The 16,562-nt window shown below is 62.4% G+C and carries 19 protein-coding genes and 2 tRNA genes; 13 read left to right on the plus strand and 8 right to left on the minus strand.

Annotation, left to right across the window (positions count from 1 at the left end):
- Nucleotides 1–33: 33 nt before the first annotated feature.
- Nucleotides 34–108: transfer RNA gene (locus J2858_RS05000), tRNA-Thr, on the minus strand.
- 188 nt (nt 109–296) lie between these two features.
- Between J2858_RS05000 and J2858_RS05005 the strand changes: the two genes are divergently transcribed.
- The 12 genes from J2858_RS05005 to J2858_RS05060 all read left to right on the plus strand — a co-directional run bounded on the left by J2858_RS05005 (nt 297) and on the right by J2858_RS05060 (nt 8,384).
- Nucleotides 297–497, plus strand: coding sequence for a hypothetical protein (locus J2858_RS05005; RefSeq protein ID WP_210103606.1), 201 nt, complete (start codon nt 297–299; stop codon nt 495–497).
- 165 nt (nt 498–662) lie between these two features.
- Entirely contained in the window at nt 663–1,955 is a 1,293-nt protein-coding gene (gene murA / locus J2858_RS05010) for a UDP-N-acetylglucosamine 1-carboxyvinyltransferase (protein WP_210103607.1), read from the plus strand.
- Nucleotides 1,956–2,067: 112 nt separating this feature from the next.
- The gene (locus J2858_RS05015; RefSeq protein WP_210103608.1) at nt 2,068–2,499 is read left to right on the plus strand and encodes a DUF2948 family protein; all 432 of its coding nucleotides are present in this window, start codon (nt 2,068–2,070) and stop codon (nt 2,497–2,499) included.
- 166 nt (nt 2,500–2,665) lie between these two features.
- Nucleotides 2,666–3,964 (plus strand): histidinol dehydrogenase, encoded by a 1,299-nt coding sequence (gene hisD / locus J2858_RS05020; protein ID WP_210103609.1) that lies wholly within the window; start codon nt 2,666–2,668, stop codon nt 3,962–3,964.
- Between the two features lie 3 nt (nt 3,965–3,967).
- The gene (locus tag J2858_RS05025) at nt 3,968–4,441 is read left to right on the plus strand and encodes a UPF0262 family protein (protein ID WP_210103610.1); all 474 of its coding nucleotides are present in this window, start codon (nt 3,968–3,970) and stop codon (nt 4,439–4,441) included.
- Between the two features lie 2 nt (nt 4,442–4,443).
- Nucleotides 4,444–4,944, plus strand: a complete 501-nt coding sequence (locus tag J2858_RS05030) for a low molecular weight phosphatase family protein (RefSeq protein WP_210103611.1) — start codon at nt 4,444–4,446, stop codon at nt 4,942–4,944.
- A 218-nt stretch (nt 4,945–5,162) separates the two neighbouring features.
- A complete protein-coding gene (infA, locus tag J2858_RS05035) occupies nt 5,163–5,381 on the plus strand; it encodes a translation initiation factor IF-1 (RefSeq protein WP_007759621.1) in 219 nt (72 codons plus the stop codon).
- 41 nt (nt 5,382–5,422) lie between these two features.
- Nucleotides 5,423–6,043: a Maf-like protein gene (locus J2858_RS05040; protein WP_210103612.1), complete on the plus strand. Its 621-nt coding sequence runs from the start codon at nt 5,423–5,425 to the stop codon at nt 6,041–6,043.
- A 9-nt stretch (nt 6,044–6,052) separates the two neighbouring features.
- The gene (yacG, locus tag J2858_RS05045; protein ID WP_210103613.1) at nt 6,053–6,262 is read left to right on the plus strand and encodes a DNA gyrase inhibitor YacG; all 210 of its coding nucleotides are present in this window, start codon (nt 6,053–6,055) and stop codon (nt 6,260–6,262) included.
- 203 nt (nt 6,263–6,465) lie between these two features.
- Nucleotides 6,466–6,541 (plus strand) — tRNA-Phe (locus J2858_RS05050).
- Nucleotides 6,542–6,775: 234 nt separating this feature from the next.
- The gene (locus tag J2858_RS05055) at nt 6,776–7,372 is read left to right on the plus strand and encodes an alpha-ketoglutarate-dependent dioxygenase AlkB (protein WP_210103614.1); all 597 of its coding nucleotides are present in this window, start codon (nt 6,776–6,778) and stop codon (nt 7,370–7,372) included.
- A gap of 184 nt (nt 7,373–7,556) precedes the next feature.
- Nucleotides 7,557–8,384, plus strand: coding sequence for an inositol monophosphatase family protein (locus J2858_RS05060; RefSeq protein ID WP_210103615.1), 828 nt, complete (start codon nt 7,557–7,559; stop codon nt 8,382–8,384).
- A gap of 120 nt (nt 8,385–8,504) precedes the next feature.
- On the opposite strand, the gene J2858_RS05065 is transcribed toward J2858_RS05060, so the two are convergent.
- From J2858_RS05065 to J2858_RS05080, 4 genes are read right to left on the minus strand one after another with little or no spacing between them, the layout of a single operon-like run.
- Nucleotides 8,505–9,593: an ABC transporter ATP-binding protein gene (locus J2858_RS05065; RefSeq protein WP_210103616.1), complete on the minus strand. Its 1,089-nt coding sequence runs from the start codon at nt 9,591–9,593 to the stop codon at nt 8,505–8,507.
- A 29-nt stretch (nt 9,594–9,622) separates the two neighbouring features.
- Nucleotides 9,623–10,459 (minus strand): ABC transporter permease, encoded by an 837-nt coding sequence (locus tag J2858_RS05070; RefSeq protein ID WP_210103617.1) that lies wholly within the window; start codon nt 10,457–10,459, stop codon nt 9,623–9,625.
- Nucleotides 10,456–11,349: an ABC transporter permease gene (locus J2858_RS05075; RefSeq protein ID WP_432443274.1), complete on the minus strand. Its 894-nt coding sequence runs from the start codon at nt 11,347–11,349 to the stop codon at nt 10,456–10,458. Before J2858_RS05075 ends, J2858_RS05070 begins: the two co-directional genes overlap by 4 nt.
- Nucleotides 11,349–12,494 carry an extracellular solute-binding protein gene (locus J2858_RS05080; RefSeq protein WP_210103619.1) on the minus strand — a complete coding sequence of 382 codons (1,146 nt, stop codon included), beginning with the start codon at nt 12,492–12,494 and terminating at the stop codon, nt 11,349–11,351. Before J2858_RS05080 ends, J2858_RS05075 begins: the two co-directional genes overlap by 1 nt.
- Before the next feature lie 421 nt (nt 12,495–12,915).
- Between J2858_RS05080 and J2858_RS05085 the strand changes: the two genes are divergently transcribed.
- Nucleotides 12,916–13,389, plus strand: coding sequence for a chemotaxis protein CheW (locus tag J2858_RS05085; RefSeq protein WP_210103620.1), 474 nt, complete (start codon nt 12,916–12,918; stop codon nt 13,387–13,389).
- A gap of 96 nt (nt 13,390–13,485) precedes the next feature.
- On the opposite strand, the gene galE is transcribed toward J2858_RS05085, so the two are convergent.
- The 3 genes from galE to mscL form a co-directional block, all read right to left on the minus strand.
- Nucleotides 13,486–14,517, minus strand: coding sequence for a UDP-glucose 4-epimerase GalE (galE, locus tag J2858_RS05090; RefSeq protein ID WP_210103621.1), 1,032 nt, complete (start codon nt 14,515–14,517; stop codon nt 13,486–13,488).
- Between the two features lie 156 nt (nt 14,518–14,673).
- The gene (locus J2858_RS05095; RefSeq protein WP_210103622.1) at nt 14,674–15,840 is read right to left on the minus strand and encodes a pyridoxal phosphate-dependent aminotransferase; all 1,167 of its coding nucleotides are present in this window, start codon (nt 15,838–15,840) and stop codon (nt 14,674–14,676) included.
- A 102-nt stretch (nt 15,841–15,942) separates the two neighbouring features.
- Nucleotides 15,943–16,365 carry a large conductance mechanosensitive channel protein MscL gene (mscL, locus tag J2858_RS05100; RefSeq protein ID WP_210104146.1) on the minus strand — a complete coding sequence of 141 codons (423 nt, stop codon included), beginning with the start codon at nt 16,363–16,365 and terminating at the stop codon, nt 15,943–15,945.
- Nucleotides 16,366–16,562 lie beyond the last annotated feature (197 nt).

The following is a 16,562-nucleotide window of genomic DNA, read 5'->3' on the forward strand; positions in this document are numbered from 1 at the left end:
TACGGATATTTTCGGGAATTTTCTGAAGAAAAATGGTGCTGCTAGAGAGATTTGAACTCTCGGCCTCTCCCTTACCAAGGGAGTGCTCTACCCCTGAGCTATAGCAGCATCTGCAACGTCTGTTTGGTCAGCCGTTCGGTGAGCGGGCTATTGCCATAGCTTTTGCGGGAGTGCAAGCCGCAATTTTACTTCCGGGCCAAAAGCTTTGGGCAAAAGCCTGGAAGTGCCTGTGTGTCCACGGCCGGCGTGCATGCGGGGACTTTGGGATTTTCACGCTTTCGGCTATCTAGGCCTTCATGAGCACACAGGACGAATCGGGCAGCGATGATCGCGGGCAGCGCCCGCCAAGCGAGGCGGAGCGGCGCAAGGCACGCGCGGCGCTGAAGCTGCGCGAGAACCTTGCGCGGCGCAAGCAGCAGGCGCGGGCGCGACGGGCGGGCGAGGCCGATATGACGGAGGGCCTTCCGGCCGCAGGCGAGCAGGAGCCCGAGGCGTGAGGCGAGGCGAGGCGAGGCGAGGCGAGGCGAGAGCCTTGCAGGGGAGAGCCCCGCGCAAGCAGAGCGTGTGTAATCGTTTCATTGAAGACCGGGCGGATTTCGTCTAAGGACGCCATCTTTCGCGCCACTACCAGGAAAGGCGGGTTGAGACCCGTTGTCAGTCACATGGATCGCATCAGAATCACCGGCGGCAATGCGCTGCGTGGCATCATCCCCATCTCCGGCGCCAAGAATGCAGCCCTGCCCCTGATGATCGCATCGCTTCTGACGAGCGACACGCTGACGCTCGAAAACGTGCCGCATCTGGCCGATGTGGAAGGCCTGATGCGGATTCTGGGCAATCACGGAGTCGATATTGCCGTCAACGGACGGCGCGAGCGCCAGGAAAACGACTATTCGCGCACCATCCATTTCACCTGCCGCACCATTGCCGATACGACGGCGCCCTATGAGCTTGTGTCGAAGATGCGCGCCAGCTTCTGGGTCATCGGGCCGCTTCTGGCGCGCGAGGGCCGTGCCCGCGTGTCGCTGCCGGGCGGCTGCGCCATCGGAACGCGTCCGGTCGATCTGTTTCTCGAGGCGCTGACAGCGCTCGGCGCCGATATCGAGATCGACGGCGGCTATGTGAATGCCACCGCGCCGAAGGGCGGCCTTCTCGGCGCGCGCTACCGCTTTCCAAAAGTGTCCGTCGGCGCAACCCATGTGATGATGATGGCAGCCACGCTTGCCAATGGCACGACGGTGATCGAAAACGCCGCCCGCGAGCCGGAAGCGCTGGATCTTGCCAATTGTCTGAACGCCATGGGCGCGAAAATTTCCGGCGCCGGCACCAAGACCATCACTGTCGAGGGCGTGGCCTCGCTCTCCGGCGCCCGCCACCGGGTGCTGCCCGACCGCATCGAGACCGGCACCTATGCCATGGCCGTTGCCATGACCGGCGGCGACGTGACGCTGGAAGGCACCGATGCCGCGCTTCTGGAAACCGCGCTCGATACGCTGCGCCAGACCGGCGCAGAGATCACCGCGACGGAGACGGGCCTGCGCATCGTGCGTACCGGCGACCGTATCATGCCGGTCGATGTCGTCACCGAACCCTTCCCGGGTTTCCCGACAGACCTGCAGGCGCAGTTCATGGCGCTGATGACGCGCTCGTCCGGCGTGTCGCACATCACCGAGACCATTTTCGAAAACCGCTTCATGCATGTGCAGGAACTGGCGCGGCTTGGCGCGCGCATCTCGCTGTCTGGCCAGATGGCCCGCGTCGAGGGCGTCTCGCGCCTCAAAGGTGCGCCGGTCATGGCAACGGATCTGCGCGCGTCCGTGTCGCTGGTCATTGCGGGGCTCGCGGCCGAAGGCGAAACCGTGGTCAACCGCGTCTACCATCTGGATCGCGGCTTCGAGCGGCTCGAGGAAAAGCTCACCCGCTGCGGCGCGCTTGTCGAGCGCGTCAGCGAATAAGGCTGCAACTCCGCCTGTTGCTTATCGGGCGCGCCCATCCTATCTCCAGTGCCTGACAGGCAAGGCCGCCGCACGCATCGTGCGCGCGGCCGGTGGAGATGGGATGGCACGCATGACCGAGCTGAAGCTGCTGGCGCTGGACGCGGACGACCTGAAGATCGTCTCCGCCCATATGCAGGACAGCGTTTTCAAGGCAACCGACATCGAGTGGAGCCCGAAGCGCGGGCATTTTTCGCTGGTGGTCAACCGGTTCGTCTGGGAAGCCGCCGCGCGCGGCGCCAAGGGTTTTGAGCGACGCCGCGCCGCAATCACCTTCAAGCGCGTCACGGCCGTCAGGGCGCTCGGCGTTGCCCGCCACCGCGAGGACCTGGTTTATTCGCTTCTCGCCATGCGGTTCGACCAGAAGGACGAGGGGCCGGACGGCACGATCGAGCTCACGCTTGCCGCCGGTGCCGCCATCAGTCTCGACGTCGAATGCATCGAAGCGCAGCTTGCCGATACCGGCGGCGCCTGGGGCACCGAAAACCTGCCGCAGCACGAGTGAGCCGGCTTTTGCCCGCGATGACATGCGGAAGTGACGGCCAGCCTCTTGACAGGCCGTGGCTATTCTGGGGACAGGCGCTGCAGACTTGCCATAAAAGGCAGTGATGATGATGGACAGGCGGCAGGCTTTGCGGCTTCCTGTCCTTGTGTATGAGGGGTGAGTAGAAGTGGCAATCTGGCTTGATCAGGCATCGGACAATTTCGAGGCTGAGTTTTCCGCCTTCCTGACGACGAAGCGTGAAGTCTCGGAAGATGTGAACACCGTGGTGCGGGCCATCATCGAGGATGTGCGCGCTGATGGCGATCAAGCGCTGATCGATTATTCCAGACGCTTCGACCGGGTCGATCTCGCCGAAATTGGTCTTCGCGTGAGCGAGGCCGAAATCGAGGCCGCCCATGCCAAGGTCGATCCCGAGGTGATCGCCGCGCTTCAGCTGGCTGCCGAGCGCATCGAACGCCACCATGCCCGCCAGATGCCGAAGGACGACATCTATGAAGATGCCATCGGCGTCGGCCTCGGCTCGCGCTGGACGGCAATCGAAGCGGTTGGCCTTTATGTGCCGGGCGGTACGGCAAGCTATCCAAGTTCGGTGCTGATGAATGCCGTGCCGGCGCGCGTCGCCGGCGTCGAGCGTGTGGTCATGGTCTGCCCGGCCTCCGGCGGCGAAATCAACCCGGCCGTGCTGGTGGCAGCAAAAATCGCCGGTGTTACGGAAATCTACCGCATCGGTGGGGCACAGGCCGTGGCAGCGCTTGCCTATGGAACCGAGACGATCGCGCCGGTCTACAAGATCGTCGGCCCCGGCAATGCCTATGTGGCGGCCGCCAAGCGCCATGTCTTCGGCACCGTCGGCATCGACATGATCGCCGGTCCGTCGGAAGTGCTGGTGATCGCCGATGGCGAAAACGATCCGGACTGGCTGGCGGCCGATCTTCTGGCCCAGGCCGAGCACGATGCCGGCGCTCAATCCATCCTGATCACGACCGATGCGTCCCTTGGCAAGGCGGTGGAGGCGGCCGTCGAACGCCAGCTGAAGACGCTGTCGCGCTCCGAGACGGCGGCCGCCAGCTGGCGCGATTTCGGCGCCGTCATCCTGGTCCAGGATCTCGCCGACGCGCTGCCGCTTGCCAACCGCATTGCCGCCGAACACCTGGAACTGGCTGTCGCCGATCCGGATGCGCTGCTTTCCGGCATCCGCAATGCCGGCGCCATCTTCATCGGCCGCCATACGCCGGAAGTGATCGGCGATTATGTCGGCGGCTCCAACCATGTGCTGCCGACGGCACGCTCGGCGCGCTTCTCCTCCGGCCTTTCGGTCCTGGAATTCGTCAAGCGCACATCGATCCTCAGGCTCGGGCCGGACCAGCTGCGGGCGCTCGGGCCGGCGGCCATCACGCTTGCCCATTCCGAAGGGCTCGACGCCCATGCCCGCTCGGTTGCCATCCGCCTCAATCGAGAAGGATGAGCCATGGCCGACCATGACTTCCGGCTGTTCGACGTGGTGCTGGACGACAGCATCGGCCGGTCGACGCCGGATGTCGAGCATGAGCGGGCGGTTGCGATCTTCGACCTGATCGAGGAGAACCGTTTCGAGCCGGTCGGCCATGCGGGCGGGCCTTACCGCCTCAACATCTCTCTGGTGGAACAGAAGCTCGTCTTCACCATCACCACGAAAGAGGGCGAGGCGGTCGCGACCCACATCCTGTCGCTGACCCCCTTCCGGCGGATCATCAAGGATTACTTCATGATCTGCGAGAGCTATTACGAGGCGATCCGCACCTCCACCCCCTCGCAGATCGAGGCCATCGACATGGGACGGCGCGGCCTCCACAATGATGGCTCCGAAACGCTGCAGGACCGCCTGAAGGGCAAGATCGATCTGGATTTCGACACCGCGCGCCGGCTGTTCACGCTGGTCTGCGTGCTCTACTGGCGGGGGTGAGCATGGCGGACGTGCCGGAGCCCCCGGATGAAACGCCGGCCTTCGAAACGCGTGTGGCAAAGCCCGGCGCCGTTCTGTTCATGTGCGGCATGAATTCCATCCGCTCGCCGATGGCCGAGGTGATTGCAAAACGGCTGCTGCCACCCGATATCTATGTGCAGTCGGCCGGCGTGCGGGCCGGCGATCCGGATGCCTTTGTCGATGGGGTTCTTCAGGAAATCGGTCTTGCGCTCCCCCGCCACCAGCCGCGCCGGCTGGAGGAGCTGGAAGACGATTTTTTCGACGTAATCGTCACGCTCTCGCCCGAGGCCCATCACCGGGCGCTGGAACTCACCCGCTCGCAGCCGGTGGAGGTCGTCTACTGGCCGATGCCGGATCCGACGGTGGAGACCGGCACGCGCGATCAGCGGCTGGAGGCCTATCGCAGCCTGCGCGATGCCCTGTGGGAGAGGATTGAGGCGCGTTTCGTGCGCCCTTCCGTGCATGGGCCGCAGATGGTGTGAGACGTCAGGGACTGCCTGTTTTCTTCCGCCACGCCCGGTGGTAAAGGCAGGTTTCGGGGAAGCGGGGAATGCGCGGCACAGGCGCGCTCTGCGGCTCTGGAGATAAGCGCAGATGCGAGGTTCACAAACGTGCGGGGAACGTGTAGTTTCCGCGCAATTTTCAAGCTGCGGCCATTTTCCGGCCCCAAGCACTTCAACGACAGGAAGACAAGCTCTAGATGGCTAAAGAAGAAGTCCTCGAATTCCCGGGCATCGTAACGGAACTGCTGCCCAATGCAACATTCCGCGTAAAGCTCGAAAACGAACACGAAATCATCGCCCATACGGCAGGCCGCATGCGCAAGAACCGCATCCGGGTTCTGGCTGGCGACAAGGTTCTGGTGGAAATGACCCCTTACGACCTGACCAAGGGCCGTATCACCTACCGCTTCAAGTAAAGCGTTCCGCGGCATGCGGCGCGCCCTGCGCAGGAAACCCCATGGTTCTGGACCAAAAGCTCATCCTGGCCTCCGGCTCGCCGCGACGCCTTGATCTTCTCAACCAGGTGGGGATCAAGCCGGCGCGCCTGATGCCGATGGATATCGACGAGACGCCGAAGAAATCCGAACATCCCCGGTCGCTTGCGCGCCGCCTGTCGAGCGAAAAGGCGCAGGCCGCCTTGTCGGCGATCCGCGCGGACGTTTCGCTTGCCCACAGCTACATTCTCTCGGCCGATACGGTGGTGGCGGTTGGAAGGCGCATCCTGCCTAAGACCGAATATATGGACGAGGCGTCTTCGGCCCTGCATCTCCTGTCGGGCCGTGGCCACCATGTCTATACCGGCATCTGCCTCGTCACCCCCGGCGGCCAGTTCCGCCAGAAGGTGGTGGAAACGAAAGTCCGCTTCAAGCGGCTGTCGATGCGCGAGATCGAGGCCTATCTCGCCTCCGACCAGTGGCGCGGCAAGGCCGGCGCCTATGCCATCCAGGGCATTGCGGCCAGTTTCGTGCAAAAGCTCGTGGGCTCCTACACCAATGTCGTCGGATTGCCGCTTTACGAGACGACCCTGCTCCTGAATGGCGAAGGCTTTGACGTCGCCACCCACTGGGCAGAAGGCTAAAAGGAAACGATGACCTCCGAACCGATCCCCCCGGGCGCAAAGGTTGCGCCCTTGCGCAAGACGCGGCCCTGCCCGGAATGCGGCAAGCCATCCAACCGCGACCACTACCCGTTCTGCTCGGATCGCTGCCGTACGCTCGACCTGTCGCGCTGGCTGAACGGCTCCTACGCCATCCCCGTCAGCGAGGACGAGACCAAGGCAGAACCCTTCGACGACTGATCGAAAAACCGGCAGGCGCCCGCTTGAGCGCCGCCATTTATCCAGCTTTTTCAATGGCTTCGCAATGTTTTTCACGAAGCCGTCAAAAAAGTGCAAAACGGCGCTTGCCATGCCCGAACAAGATGTTATAACCCCGCTCGCTCCCGGAGGACAGCTCCTCCGGCGGTTTCGAAAGAGACCGGCAGGCTTTTAAAAGCCGAGATGCCCGGATAGCTCAGTTGGTAGAGCAGCGGATTGAAAATCCGCGTGTCGGTGGTTCAAATCCGCCTCCGGGCACCATTCCATTCCCTATAGCGCATGGTTTTCCATAACTGTCTCTTTCGAGCGCACGCCACCTGTTGTCCGGTCCCGCCGCGCGCAACGATGACGCCTTTCCTGTTGCCAATCCGTCCCGCTTTCCGGAATATGCGGGTTATTCTCATGTGAAGACGAAGGTGACGACGTTGGAGCCATAGGCGACAGCGCCAAATTTGTAACCTTTGTGTTTCGGTCCAAGAGGAGGGTTGGCCACAGATGGATCGCATCTTGACTGCGGCGGGCCTGCCTCCGGGCGTCCTTTATGTTCGCGATCTCCTTTCCGGGGAGGAAGAGGAGCACATCAGGGATCGGCTCGATGCCGCAGAGTGGAGCACTACGCTGAAACGCCGCGTGCAGCATTTTGGCTATCTCTATGACTACAGGGCGCGCGCCGTTACAGCAGACGCTTATCTGGGCAAACTGCCTGAATGGCTTGAAGCGCTCGCCAGCCGATTGGTGATGTACGGCTATTTCGCAGACCTGCCGGACCAGGTGATCGCAAATGAATACTTGCCGGGTCAAGGCATAAGCGCCCACGTCGACTGCGTGCCGTGTTTTGATGACACAATCGTTTCGATCAGCCTTTTATCCCCATGCGAGATGATATTTCGAGAGCGATCCAGTTCCAGATCCCTTGCGGTGCTCCTCCATCCACGGTCAGGCGTCGTGCTGAAGGGCGCTGGCCGGTATGATTGGACGCACGAAATTCCAGCCCGAAAATCAGATGTCGTGGGCGCCACGAAACTGGATCGTGGCAGAAGGATATCTCTGACGTTTCGAAAGGTTGTTAGAGCGACGGGCACACCTTCCTGAAGCAACCATCGGATGAGCCTCCGGCACCATTTTCCCCGCACCTTAACGGCTTGATTTTCGCTGTCTTTTCCGTCGCAATCCGTCCAACGGTCACATATCTGTCGCAGGAATCGGCGAGTGTGCGGGGCTTATCATCAGCCCCTCCGGCCACCTTTTCTGGTGCCCGCTCATGCAAAGACATGCCATGCTTTCCCCCGATCTTTCCCCGCGCCTTCCCGACAATGCCTCCGCACGCCAGACGCTTCTGTCACAAACGGCTCTTGAAGCGGGGGAACTTGCCCGCCGCAGCCTGAAGCGACGCTATACCGATGAAATGGTGGCGAAGGCGGCGCGTGATTACCAGACCGAGATCGACGTGGCGGTCGAAAACATCATCGTCAGGCGCATGCGCGAATACTTTCCCGATCATGCCATTACCGGTGAAGAGGCCGTGGGCAATCATGAGGCGGGCGAAGGTGCGCCGCGCATCTACATCGACCCGATCGACGGCACGACCAATTATGCCTGGGGCATTCCGCATTTCGGCATGACCATTGCCATCGTCGAGGGCGGCGTGCTGACCTGCGGCGTGGTGTTCGATGCCATGCAGAACGAGCTGTTCTGCGCAGAGCTCGGCCGCGGCGCCTATCTGAACGGCGAGCGGCTGTCGGTCCGCCCGCTTGTCCGCCCGGAGGATGCGCTGATCGGCGCCGGCCTGCCGATCCCCGGCCAGGTGAAGAGCACGGGCGAGGAGACCTATCACGCGGCGCTGCGGCGCCTGATGGCGCATACGTCCGGCGTGCGCCGGCTGGGCTCGGCGGCCCTGTCGCTCGCCTATGTCGCCTGCGGCCGTCTGGACGGATTTTTCGAGGATGGCCTGTCGCTGCACGATTACGGCGCCTCGAAGCTCCTGATCGAGGAGGCCGGTGGGCGTGTGACCGGCTTTACCGGTGCCCCCATCGGCGCCCATGGCGATATTCTGGCTTCCAACGGCGCGCTGCATGCGTGGCTGATGGACGGTTTTTCCGCCTGAACCCGAACGATCCTGCGAAACGTAAAACGCCCGCGCATCCGGAGAAGGATGCGCGGGCGCTGCTTTATCTGGATGGGCACGACGGATTGTCAGTCGGAACGCGTCCCTCGAAAAAGACGCTCAGGCCGTTTCCACCGCATGGTGAGCCCGACCCGTGACCGGCAAGGCAGTCAGGCGACCGGAGGCGATCAGCCGGTTGTCGCGGTAGACGCCATAGGTGGTCGGAGACAGTCTGGCGCGGGCGCCCTTCTCGAAGCGGGTGGCGGGGCTCGTCATCGCCTTCACCCGCGTGGCGCCCTCGCTCTCGAGCTCCACCATGATATGGCTGCCGAAATCGGTCGAGCGCAGCACGATGGCCCCCGTCTCGCCCTCTGCTTGCGCAAGGCCGAGATCCTCCGGGCGGATGGCAAGCACGGCCGGACCATCGGCGACATCGAGCGCGATGGAGAGATCGCCGTGGCGGAACGTGCCACCCTCCACATTGGCGCGCAAAAAGTTCATGGAGCCGATGAAGCCCGCGACAAATTCCGTCTGCGGCTGGCGATAGACCACGTCGGGCGCATCCACCTGCTCGCACTGGCCGTTGCGCAGCACCACGATGCGGTCCGCCATGGCAAGCGCCTCGTCCTGGCCGTGGGTGACAAACAGCGTGGTGATGCCAAGCCGCTGCTGGATCTCGCGCACCTCTTCGCGCAGCCGTTCGCGCAGGTGCTGGTCAAGGCTTGCAAAGGGCTCGTCGAGCAGCAGGATCTTTGGCGCCAGCACCAGCGAGCGGGCAAGCGCCACGCGCTGCTGCTGGCCGCCGGAGAGCTGAAACGTCTGGCGCGGGCCATAGCCGGCAAGGCCGACCAGTTCGAGCGCCTCCTCCACCTTGCGGCGGATTTCAGCGCGCGGCAGGCGGCGAAGTTTCAGCCCGAAGGCGATATTGTTGAAGACGTTCATGTGGCTCCACAGCGCATGGCTCTGGAACATCATGCCGGTCGGGCGCCGTTCCGGCGGCAGCCGCGTCACGTCCTGTCCGTCGATGGCAAGGGTGCCGGAGGTCGGCTGCTCGAAGCCGCCGATCATGCGCAGGATGGTGGACTTTCCCGATCCCGAAGGACCAAGCAGGCATACGAGCTCTCCATCCTCCACCGTCAGGGAAAAATCGTCGACGGCGGCGGTCACTCCAAAGCTCTTGCGCAGGTGCTCGATGGTCAATCTGGCCATGTGTCTCTCTTTCCGTATCTGTCGCGCGCTTAAGCGCCAAAACCCTTGGCGAAGCCGCCATTGCTCACCACGCGGCGGGCAAACATCAGGGCGATGAAGGAGGGCACCCAGAGGATGACCGACAGCACCGCGCCATACTGCACGACGATCTGGTTGTTGATGTAGCTGATCATCAGCACCGGCATGGTGCGAATCTGCGGCGCGCCGATCAGCCAGGCGCCTTCGGTTTCGTAAAAGGTGGAGACGAAGGTCAAAAGCACGGCGGCAAAGATGGTCGGGCCCGCCTGCGGCAGCGTGATCGACCAGAACACGCGAAGCGGGCTTGCGCCGACATCGCGCGCCGCCTCTTCCATGCGCCGGTCCACCGCCTGGAAGGCCGCAACCGGGATCCAGATCATCAGCATCAGCGTGCCGACCAGCTGGATCAGCACGACACCCCAGAAGGTGGCGATGAGATTGAGCTTCAGGAAGATCGCGGCAATCGCCACCAGAAGGCCGAATTTCGGAAAGGCATGCGAGGCGAGAAACGACAGGAAAAAGATGTCGCGGCCCGGAAATTTCATGCGCGCGAAGGCATAGGCCGCCGGCAGGCAGATCACGGCCGAGAGCAGCGTGACGGTGGCTGAGAGCCGGATGCTGATCCACAACGCCTCCCACACATCGGCGCGCGAGAGTGTCTGATGCCAGAAGCGCAGGCCGAACTGTTGCGGAATGACCGAAGGATAGCGCCAGACCTCGGTAAAGGCCCAGGTGACGACGACCAGCAGCGGCACGGCAATCACGATAGTGAGGAAAAGGGCGAAAAACAGCCCCGTCCAGTCGAACCGGCCCGGCCGGAGGGCGCTCAGAGCGGAACGGCTGGTCATCGGCTGCGCCTTTCCTGGTTGCGGGCGATCGACCAGACATAGAACAGGCCGAAGACGAGGCAGATGCCGAAGGAAACGACGGCCTGCGTCTTGGCGTTCAGCGGATCATAGAGATCGTTGAAGGTGCGCAGCATGAAGGGGCCCATCATCTCCGGCGAGGCGGGGCCCAGCACATAAGGCAGCGTGAAGGCGGAAAAGATGCCGAGCACCGCGAAGGACACGGTGACGAGGATGGAATTGCCCATGCGCGGCAGGATGATGTGGACAAAGACGCGGATGGGCCCGGCACCGACATCGCGGGCGGCCTCCACGGCGCTCGTCGAAATGCCGCCAAGCCCTGCCGTCAGCATCAGCACCGTCAGCGGAAGATTATCCCACACAAGCCCGATCACCGGCCCCCAGGGAGTAAGGTACGGGCTTGGCAGTTTCGGCAGGCCAACGGCATTCAGCAGAAGATCCACAGTGCCGTTCGGGCCGATCGTGCGGATCAGCGCATAGGAAAGGATGATCGAGGGCACGAACATCGGAAAGATCGCCAGCCCCTGCACATAGGCGGCAAAGCGGCTGGTGGAAAAGCGCAGGTAGAGTGCAATCGGCAGGCCGAACACCAGAAGCAGCACGGCGCAGACGGCCGTCGTCCAGAGCGTCAGCGACAGATTGGCAAGGCTGTAGCCATCGGAAAAGAAAAACCGGTAGGAGCCGGTGCTGAAACTCGTTCCCTGCGGTGTCTCGATCCAGAGCGTCGAGACAATGGCGGCCAGGATCGGGTAGATGATCAGCCAGCCGACGAGCAGGACGGGAATGGCAACGAGGAGAAGGCCGAAAAGCCCCCTCCCTTGTGCCGGCTGCGATCCGCCATGGGCGGCGTGTGGTGCCGTCTGCGCCATGATCAGCCGCGGACAAGGCCCGTTGCGACATTGCGATACCAGCCGTCGTTGACCGCCGAGTTCCAGTCGCCGCCCGGGAAGGTCGGGATGGAATTGGGCACGACGTCCTTGTATTTCTCGCGCAGGTCCGCCGAAATATTGTCCCAGCTGACGCCCGGGAAACCGCCGATTTCGGTGATGATGGCCGACTGCATTTCCGACGACAGCAGGAAATTGGCAAGCTTCAGGCCCGCATCCTTATTGGCGCCATTGGTAAAAATGGTCATGCGCGAGAAATCGCCGCACAGCGCCAGATCCGTCAGCTGCACGAGACCGGTGGTCTCCGGCAGCACGCCCTGGGCCATCGCCTGCAGCACCTGGTCGGACCAGACCGGAACCATGGTGACGACGCCCTGCGACAGAAGCTGGATGGACTGCGTGTTGCCCGAAGTATAGGCGCCCTTTTCGTAAAGCGAGGGTGCGAGATCCTTCAGCAGCGCCCAGGCCGGCGTCAGCGACTTTTCCGCATAGTCGGCGGAGAAATTGGCCACGGTGAATTTCGAAGGATCGCGGCCGTTCACCTCATGGATGGCGCGGCGCACGAAATTGCCGCCGGAGCCGCCCTTGTCAGGACGGTTGTAAATGAACTGGCCGGGGTTCTTCTTGATCCAGGCGATCAGCTGTTCGAAGGTCTTTGGCGCATCCTTCGGGTCGAGCTTGCTCTTGTCATAGGCCAGCAGAACCTGCGAGCCGCGATAGGGCAGACGCTGCGGGATATCCATGGCGCGCGGATTGATCTTGCCGAAATTCGGCACGTTGTCGGCCGAGAAGGTGACCCACAGACCGGCATCGATGCCACCGGCCGGCAGACGGGCGTCAAAGCTTTCGAACACGTCCGCCTGCGGATCCGTTTTCGATTTCAGCGCAGCGAGCGCCCGGTCGGCGATGGCGCGAAGGCCGTTGTCGTCGCCGGCATCGATCACCTTCAGCTTCAGGCCCGGATGGGCCTTCTCGAAAGCAGGGCGGACGATGTTGTTCCAGAAATCGATGATGTTGTTGTCGGAACCGCTGAAGACGTTGATCGTCGTGTCGGCGGCAAGGGCGATCGAATTGAGCGCCGGAAGGGCTGCAACAGCCGAGCCGGCCGCCAGAAATTCGCGTCTGTTCATGGGTCTGTCTCCGAAAGGACCGGCGCGGCCCCCTCTGGGCCGGCGCCAATGACAGAGCGACCCTAGAAAGCCCACATGACAGCTGGATGATCATTCCATGACAGTTCGATATATTTGCACAGCTGTGCGATCTTTTTTGCGCCGCCGGTTCCCGTTAGTTGGTTACCCACAAATTGCGCCTCTTGCTCAACACTTCATTAGCAAACAGGAATTATCCTGTGCTGATCGAGTGGCATCGATGGCATGGCATCAGAATGGCGGCGACATGATAGCGCGGCCCTTAGAGATTTGATCCCGAAGACGCCTGGAACGATCTGCGCGCGGCGGTGCCGGCACAGATCCAGTTCGGCGCATGGTCTAGCCCTTATTCTGTCAGGCAATCGATCGACGCACCGCAACCCCAGCTGGGAGACCTATCTCAATGAACGTGCAACAGACGACCAGTGACGAACTCCTCGAGATCATCGCCTTCCGGCTGCATGCGCAGGAATTTTGCGTGCGCACCACCTCGATCCGGGAAATCCGTGGCTGGGCGCCGGTGACGCCGCTGCCGCATGCACCTTACGAAGTCATCGGCGTGATGAACCTGCGCGGCACGGTAATCCCGATCGTTGATCTCGCCGTCAAGCTCGGCATGGACAATACCGAGGTCAACGAGCGCAGCGCCATCGTCGTCACCGACATCAAGGGAATGACGATCGGCATGCTGGTCGATCGTGTGTCCGACATCATGACCGTTCCGGCAAGTCGCCTGCAGCCGGTGCCGATGGCCGCGGGCTCCAGCTCCGCCTTTTCCGATGGCATCATCGCCCATGACAGCGGCATGATCTGCTTCCTCAACCTGGAACGCATGTTTGCAGCCGACGACGCAGACGACTGGGGCATGGTGGCCTGAGCCATTCGGCCGCGATATCTTCTCTTCTCAAACGACAAGGGCGCCGGATCTTTCTCCGGCGCCCTTGTCGTTTTCATCGTCCAGATCGTGCGTCCTTCAGAAACTGGCAGCCAGTCGCCGGCGCATGACCTGCACATCGGCATGGGCCGGTGCATCAAGGCCGCGCTCCCAGGCAAGGGCGGTCGTGATGATGTGGTCGAGGTCGTCATGGGCCGGCGTCCAGCCGAGCAGCGTGCGGGCAAGCGTGGAATCGGCAATCACCGCTCCCGCATCGCCAGCCCGGCGCGGGCCGTAATGCACCTTAAATTCATGCGTTGCCGCCCGTTTGACGGCCGACAGCACCTCCAGCACCGAATAGCCCCGGCCATAGCCGCAGTTGGCCGTGAGCGACGCCCCGCCCGCGCGCAGATGGCCAAGCGCCTTCAGATGTGCGGCAACGAGATCGCTCACATGGATATAGTCGCGAATACCGGTTCCATCCGGCGTCGGATAATCGGTGCCGAAAACCTCGACCGAGCGGCGCCTTCCAAGCGCTGCCTCGCAGGCAATCTTGATGAGATGCGTTGCGCCTTCCGTGGAAAGCCCGGTGCGTCCCTGCGGGTCGGCACCCGCCACGTTGAAGTAACGCAACGCCACGTAGCGAAACGGATGGGCGGCGCTGGCATCGCGCAGCATCATCTCGGCCATCAGCTTGGACTGGCCATAGGGGTTCTTCGGCCGTGTCGGGGCCGTTTCCTTGACCGGCGCATCATCCGGCTGGTCGCCATAGACGGCAGCCGTCGAGGAAAATACGAAATGCTGGATGCCCGCCGCAATGGCGGCCGCCGCGAGCTGGCCGGTCTTTGCGGTATTGTTGTCGTAATAATCGAGGGGATGCGCCACCGATTGCGGCACGATGATGGAGCCGGCAAAATGCAGGATGGCGTTGATGGGGTTTTCCGAAAAGATGCGGTCCAGCACGCTGCGGTCTGCGACATCGCCGAGATAGAACCGCGCCTTGTCCGGCACCGCCCAGCGGAAGCCGGTGGACAGCCGGTCGAGCACAACCACCTCTTCGCCGGTCTCCAGAAGGGCCAGCACCATATGGCTTCCGATATAGCCTGCGCCGCCTGTTACGAGAACTGTCATGGTTCGATGCTCCTGCCTTGCTCAATCGGCGCATCGAACCACGGCAGAGTTCATCAACACTTACCCGGCAGGGATCTGCCAGGTCATTGTTTCTCATAGAGAAAACAGGATATTTTCGAAACCTCTAAAGTTTTACCCAAAGGCCGGAATCACGCCTCAGAGTTTGAGGATATACTCCGCCAGCCGCCCGGCGGCATCTTTCACCTGGGCGGGATCCCGCAGGAAGCAGGCGCGCAGGAAGGCGCCGCCGCCCGGCCCGAAGGCGGTTCCGGGTGCCAAGCCCACCAGCGTCTTGTCGACGATGTCGAAGGCGGCGGCACGCGGATCCTCGATGCCGTCGACCTTCAGGAAGGCATAGAGCGCGCCGTCCGGCTTCAGCGTCTGCACGCGGTTGGTGGCAATCAGCGTGTCGCAGAGGATATCGCGCGAGGTGCGGGCCCGCTCGATATTGGAGCGCAGGAAATCATCGCCGTGATCGAGCGCTGCGATCGCCCCGCGCTGCATGAAGGGGGTGAGGCCCGAACTGGAATACTGGATGAGGTTTTCCAGCACCTGGCCGATCGCCGGCGGCGCCACGATCCAGCCGACACGCCAGCCGGTCATCGACCAGTTCTTGGAAAACGAATTGGCATAGAGGATCAGGTCGTCCGGCGTCTGCACATCCAGGAAGGAGGGTGCGCGCGGGCCATTGTAATAGTAAAGCGCATAGATCTCGTCGGCGATGATCCACAGGCCATGGCGGCGGGCGAGCGACAGGATGGCCTTCAGGTCGTCCTCGGTCGCGGTCCAGCCGGTCGGGTTCGACGGCGTGTTGATGAACAGCGCCCGCGTGCGAGACGTGATCGCCGCCTCCAGCTTGCCGATATCGAGCGACCAGCCGCCGCCGACGAAATCAACCGGCACCGGCACCGGCTTTGCGCCGGCAATGCCGACGGCTGCCACGATATTGGGCCAGCTCGGCGTCAGATAGATGATCTCGTCTCCCGGCGCCGTCAGTGCCTGGACACACAGGTTGATCGCATGCATGCCGGAGCTTGTCGCAAAAAAATGCTCCAACGGCAGCGAAACGGAAAAGTGCCGCTCATAGTAGCGCGACAGCGCCTGGCGTAGTTCCGGCAGGCCGCGCTGCCAGGTGTAAAAGGTCTCGCCGGCATCCAGCGAATCTTTGGTCGCCTGGTTGATGAAGGCCGGGCTCGGCAGGTCGCCCTCGCCGGCCCAGAGCGGAATGAGGCCCTGGCGGCCGCGGGCATAGTTGACCAGTTCGACAATACCGCTCTGGGGGGCGGCAAGCGCACGCGCGCTCAGGCTTTCCATCTGTTTCATGCACAAGGTCTCCATCTCTTTCCGTCATAGCGCAGGCTCTCGCCGAAATCCCATGAGTTTCGGTGAGACCCTGATCGAATCTGGTGATGGGTGGCGTGCGGGTCAGCGCGTCTTCAAAAGATCACGGATCTCGGTCAGCAACTGAACATCGGCCGGCGGCGGGGCGGGTGCGGCTTGCGGCGGCGTCTTTTCGTCATGGATGCGGATGCGGTTCACCGCCTTCACCATGAGGAAGATGATCCAGGCCAGGATGAGGAAATTGATCAGCACGGTCAGGAACTTGCCATAGGCGAAGACGGCGCCCTGCTGCTTTGCCGCCTCAAGCGTTGCCGCCGTGATGGAGGAGTTGAGCGGCAGGAAATAGTTGGAAAAATCGATGCCGCCGACCACGACGCTGACGACCGGCATCACCACGTCGTTGACCAGCGAATTGACGATGCCGGTAAAGGCACCCCCGATGATGATACCGACCGCCAGATCGACGACATTGCCCTTGGCTATGAAGGAACGGAATTCTGAGATCATCGACATGGCTGCCCTTTCGCTGTCACTTTTGTTGGATGCGGGTGAATATATTGCACGGATTGCCGCGGGAAAGGTGCAGCTGGAACGACCGTGTCCAACGGTCCCGTTTCTTGTCGCCCTTCGACTTTTTGCCAAGGCACAGCTTGATTTCCAAGCCGCCCGCTTTGGCGTAGATTGGAAAGGGCCAATCGCCCCCG

It is taken from the genome of Neorhizobium galegae (assembly GCF_017877135.1).
GTDB classification, from domain to species: domain Bacteria; phylum Pseudomonadota; class Alphaproteobacteria; order Rhizobiales; family Rhizobiaceae; genus Neorhizobium; species Neorhizobium galegae_A.

Coding starts and splice junctions, on each gene's coding strand:
- galE (WP_210103621.1), bottom strand. CDS start 14,517: ATGACAGTTCTCGTAACAGGCGGCGCAGGCTATATCGGAAGCCATATG.
- infA (WP_007759621.1), top strand. CDS start 5,163: ATGGCTAAAGAAGAAGTCCTCGAATTCCCGGGCATCGTAACGGAACTG.
- murA (WP_210103607.1), top strand. CDS start 663: ATGGATCGCATCAGAATCACCGGCGGCAATGCGCTGCGTGGCATCATC.
- J2858_RS05055 (WP_210103614.1), top strand. CDS start 6,776: ATGGATCGCATCTTGACTGCGGCGGGCCTGCCTCCGGGCGTCCTTTAT.
- J2858_RS05030 (WP_210103611.1), top strand. CDS start 4,444: ATGGCGGACGTGCCGGAGCCCCCGGATGAAACGCCGGCCTTCGAAACG.
- J2858_RS05025 (WP_210103610.1), top strand. CDS start 3,968: ATGGCCGACCATGACTTCCGGCTGTTCGACGTGGTGCTGGACGACAGC.
- J2858_RS05015 (WP_210103608.1), top strand. CDS start 2,068: ATGACCGAGCTGAAGCTGCTGGCGCTGGACGCGGACGACCTGAAGATC.
- J2858_RS05080 (WP_210103619.1), bottom strand. CDS start 12,494: ATGAACAGACGCGAATTTCTGGCGGCCGGCTCGGCTGTTGCAGCCCTT.
- J2858_RS05065 (WP_210103616.1), bottom strand. CDS start 9,593: ATGGCCAGATTGACCATCGAGCACCTGCGCAAGAGCTTTGGAGTGACC.
- mscL (WP_210104146.1), bottom strand. CDS start 16,365: ATGATCTCAGAATTCCGTTCCTTCATAGCCAAGGGCAATGTCGTCGAT.
- J2858_RS05005 (WP_210103606.1), top strand. CDS start 297: ATGAGCACACAGGACGAATCGGGCAGCGATGATCGCGGGCAGCGCCCG.
- J2858_RS05085 (WP_210103620.1), top strand. CDS start 12,916: ATGAACGTGCAACAGACGACCAGTGACGAACTCCTCGAGATCATCGCC.
- J2858_RS05060 (WP_210103615.1), top strand. CDS start 7,557: ATGCTTTCCCCCGATCTTTCCCCGCGCCTTCCCGACAATGCCTCCGCA.
- yacG (WP_210103613.1), top strand. CDS start 6,053: ATGACCTCCGAACCGATCCCCCCGGGCGCAAAGGTTGCGCCCTTGCGC.
- J2858_RS05070 (WP_210103617.1), bottom strand. CDS start 10,459: ATGACCAGCCGTTCCGCTCTGAGCGCCCTCCGGCCGGGCCGGTTCGAC.
- J2858_RS05095 (WP_210103622.1), bottom strand. CDS start 15,840: ATGAAACAGATGGAAAGCCTGAGCGCGCGTGCGCTTGCCGCCCCCCAG.
- J2858_RS05040 (WP_210103612.1), top strand. CDS start 5,423: ATGGTTCTGGACCAAAAGCTCATCCTGGCCTCCGGCTCGCCGCGACGC.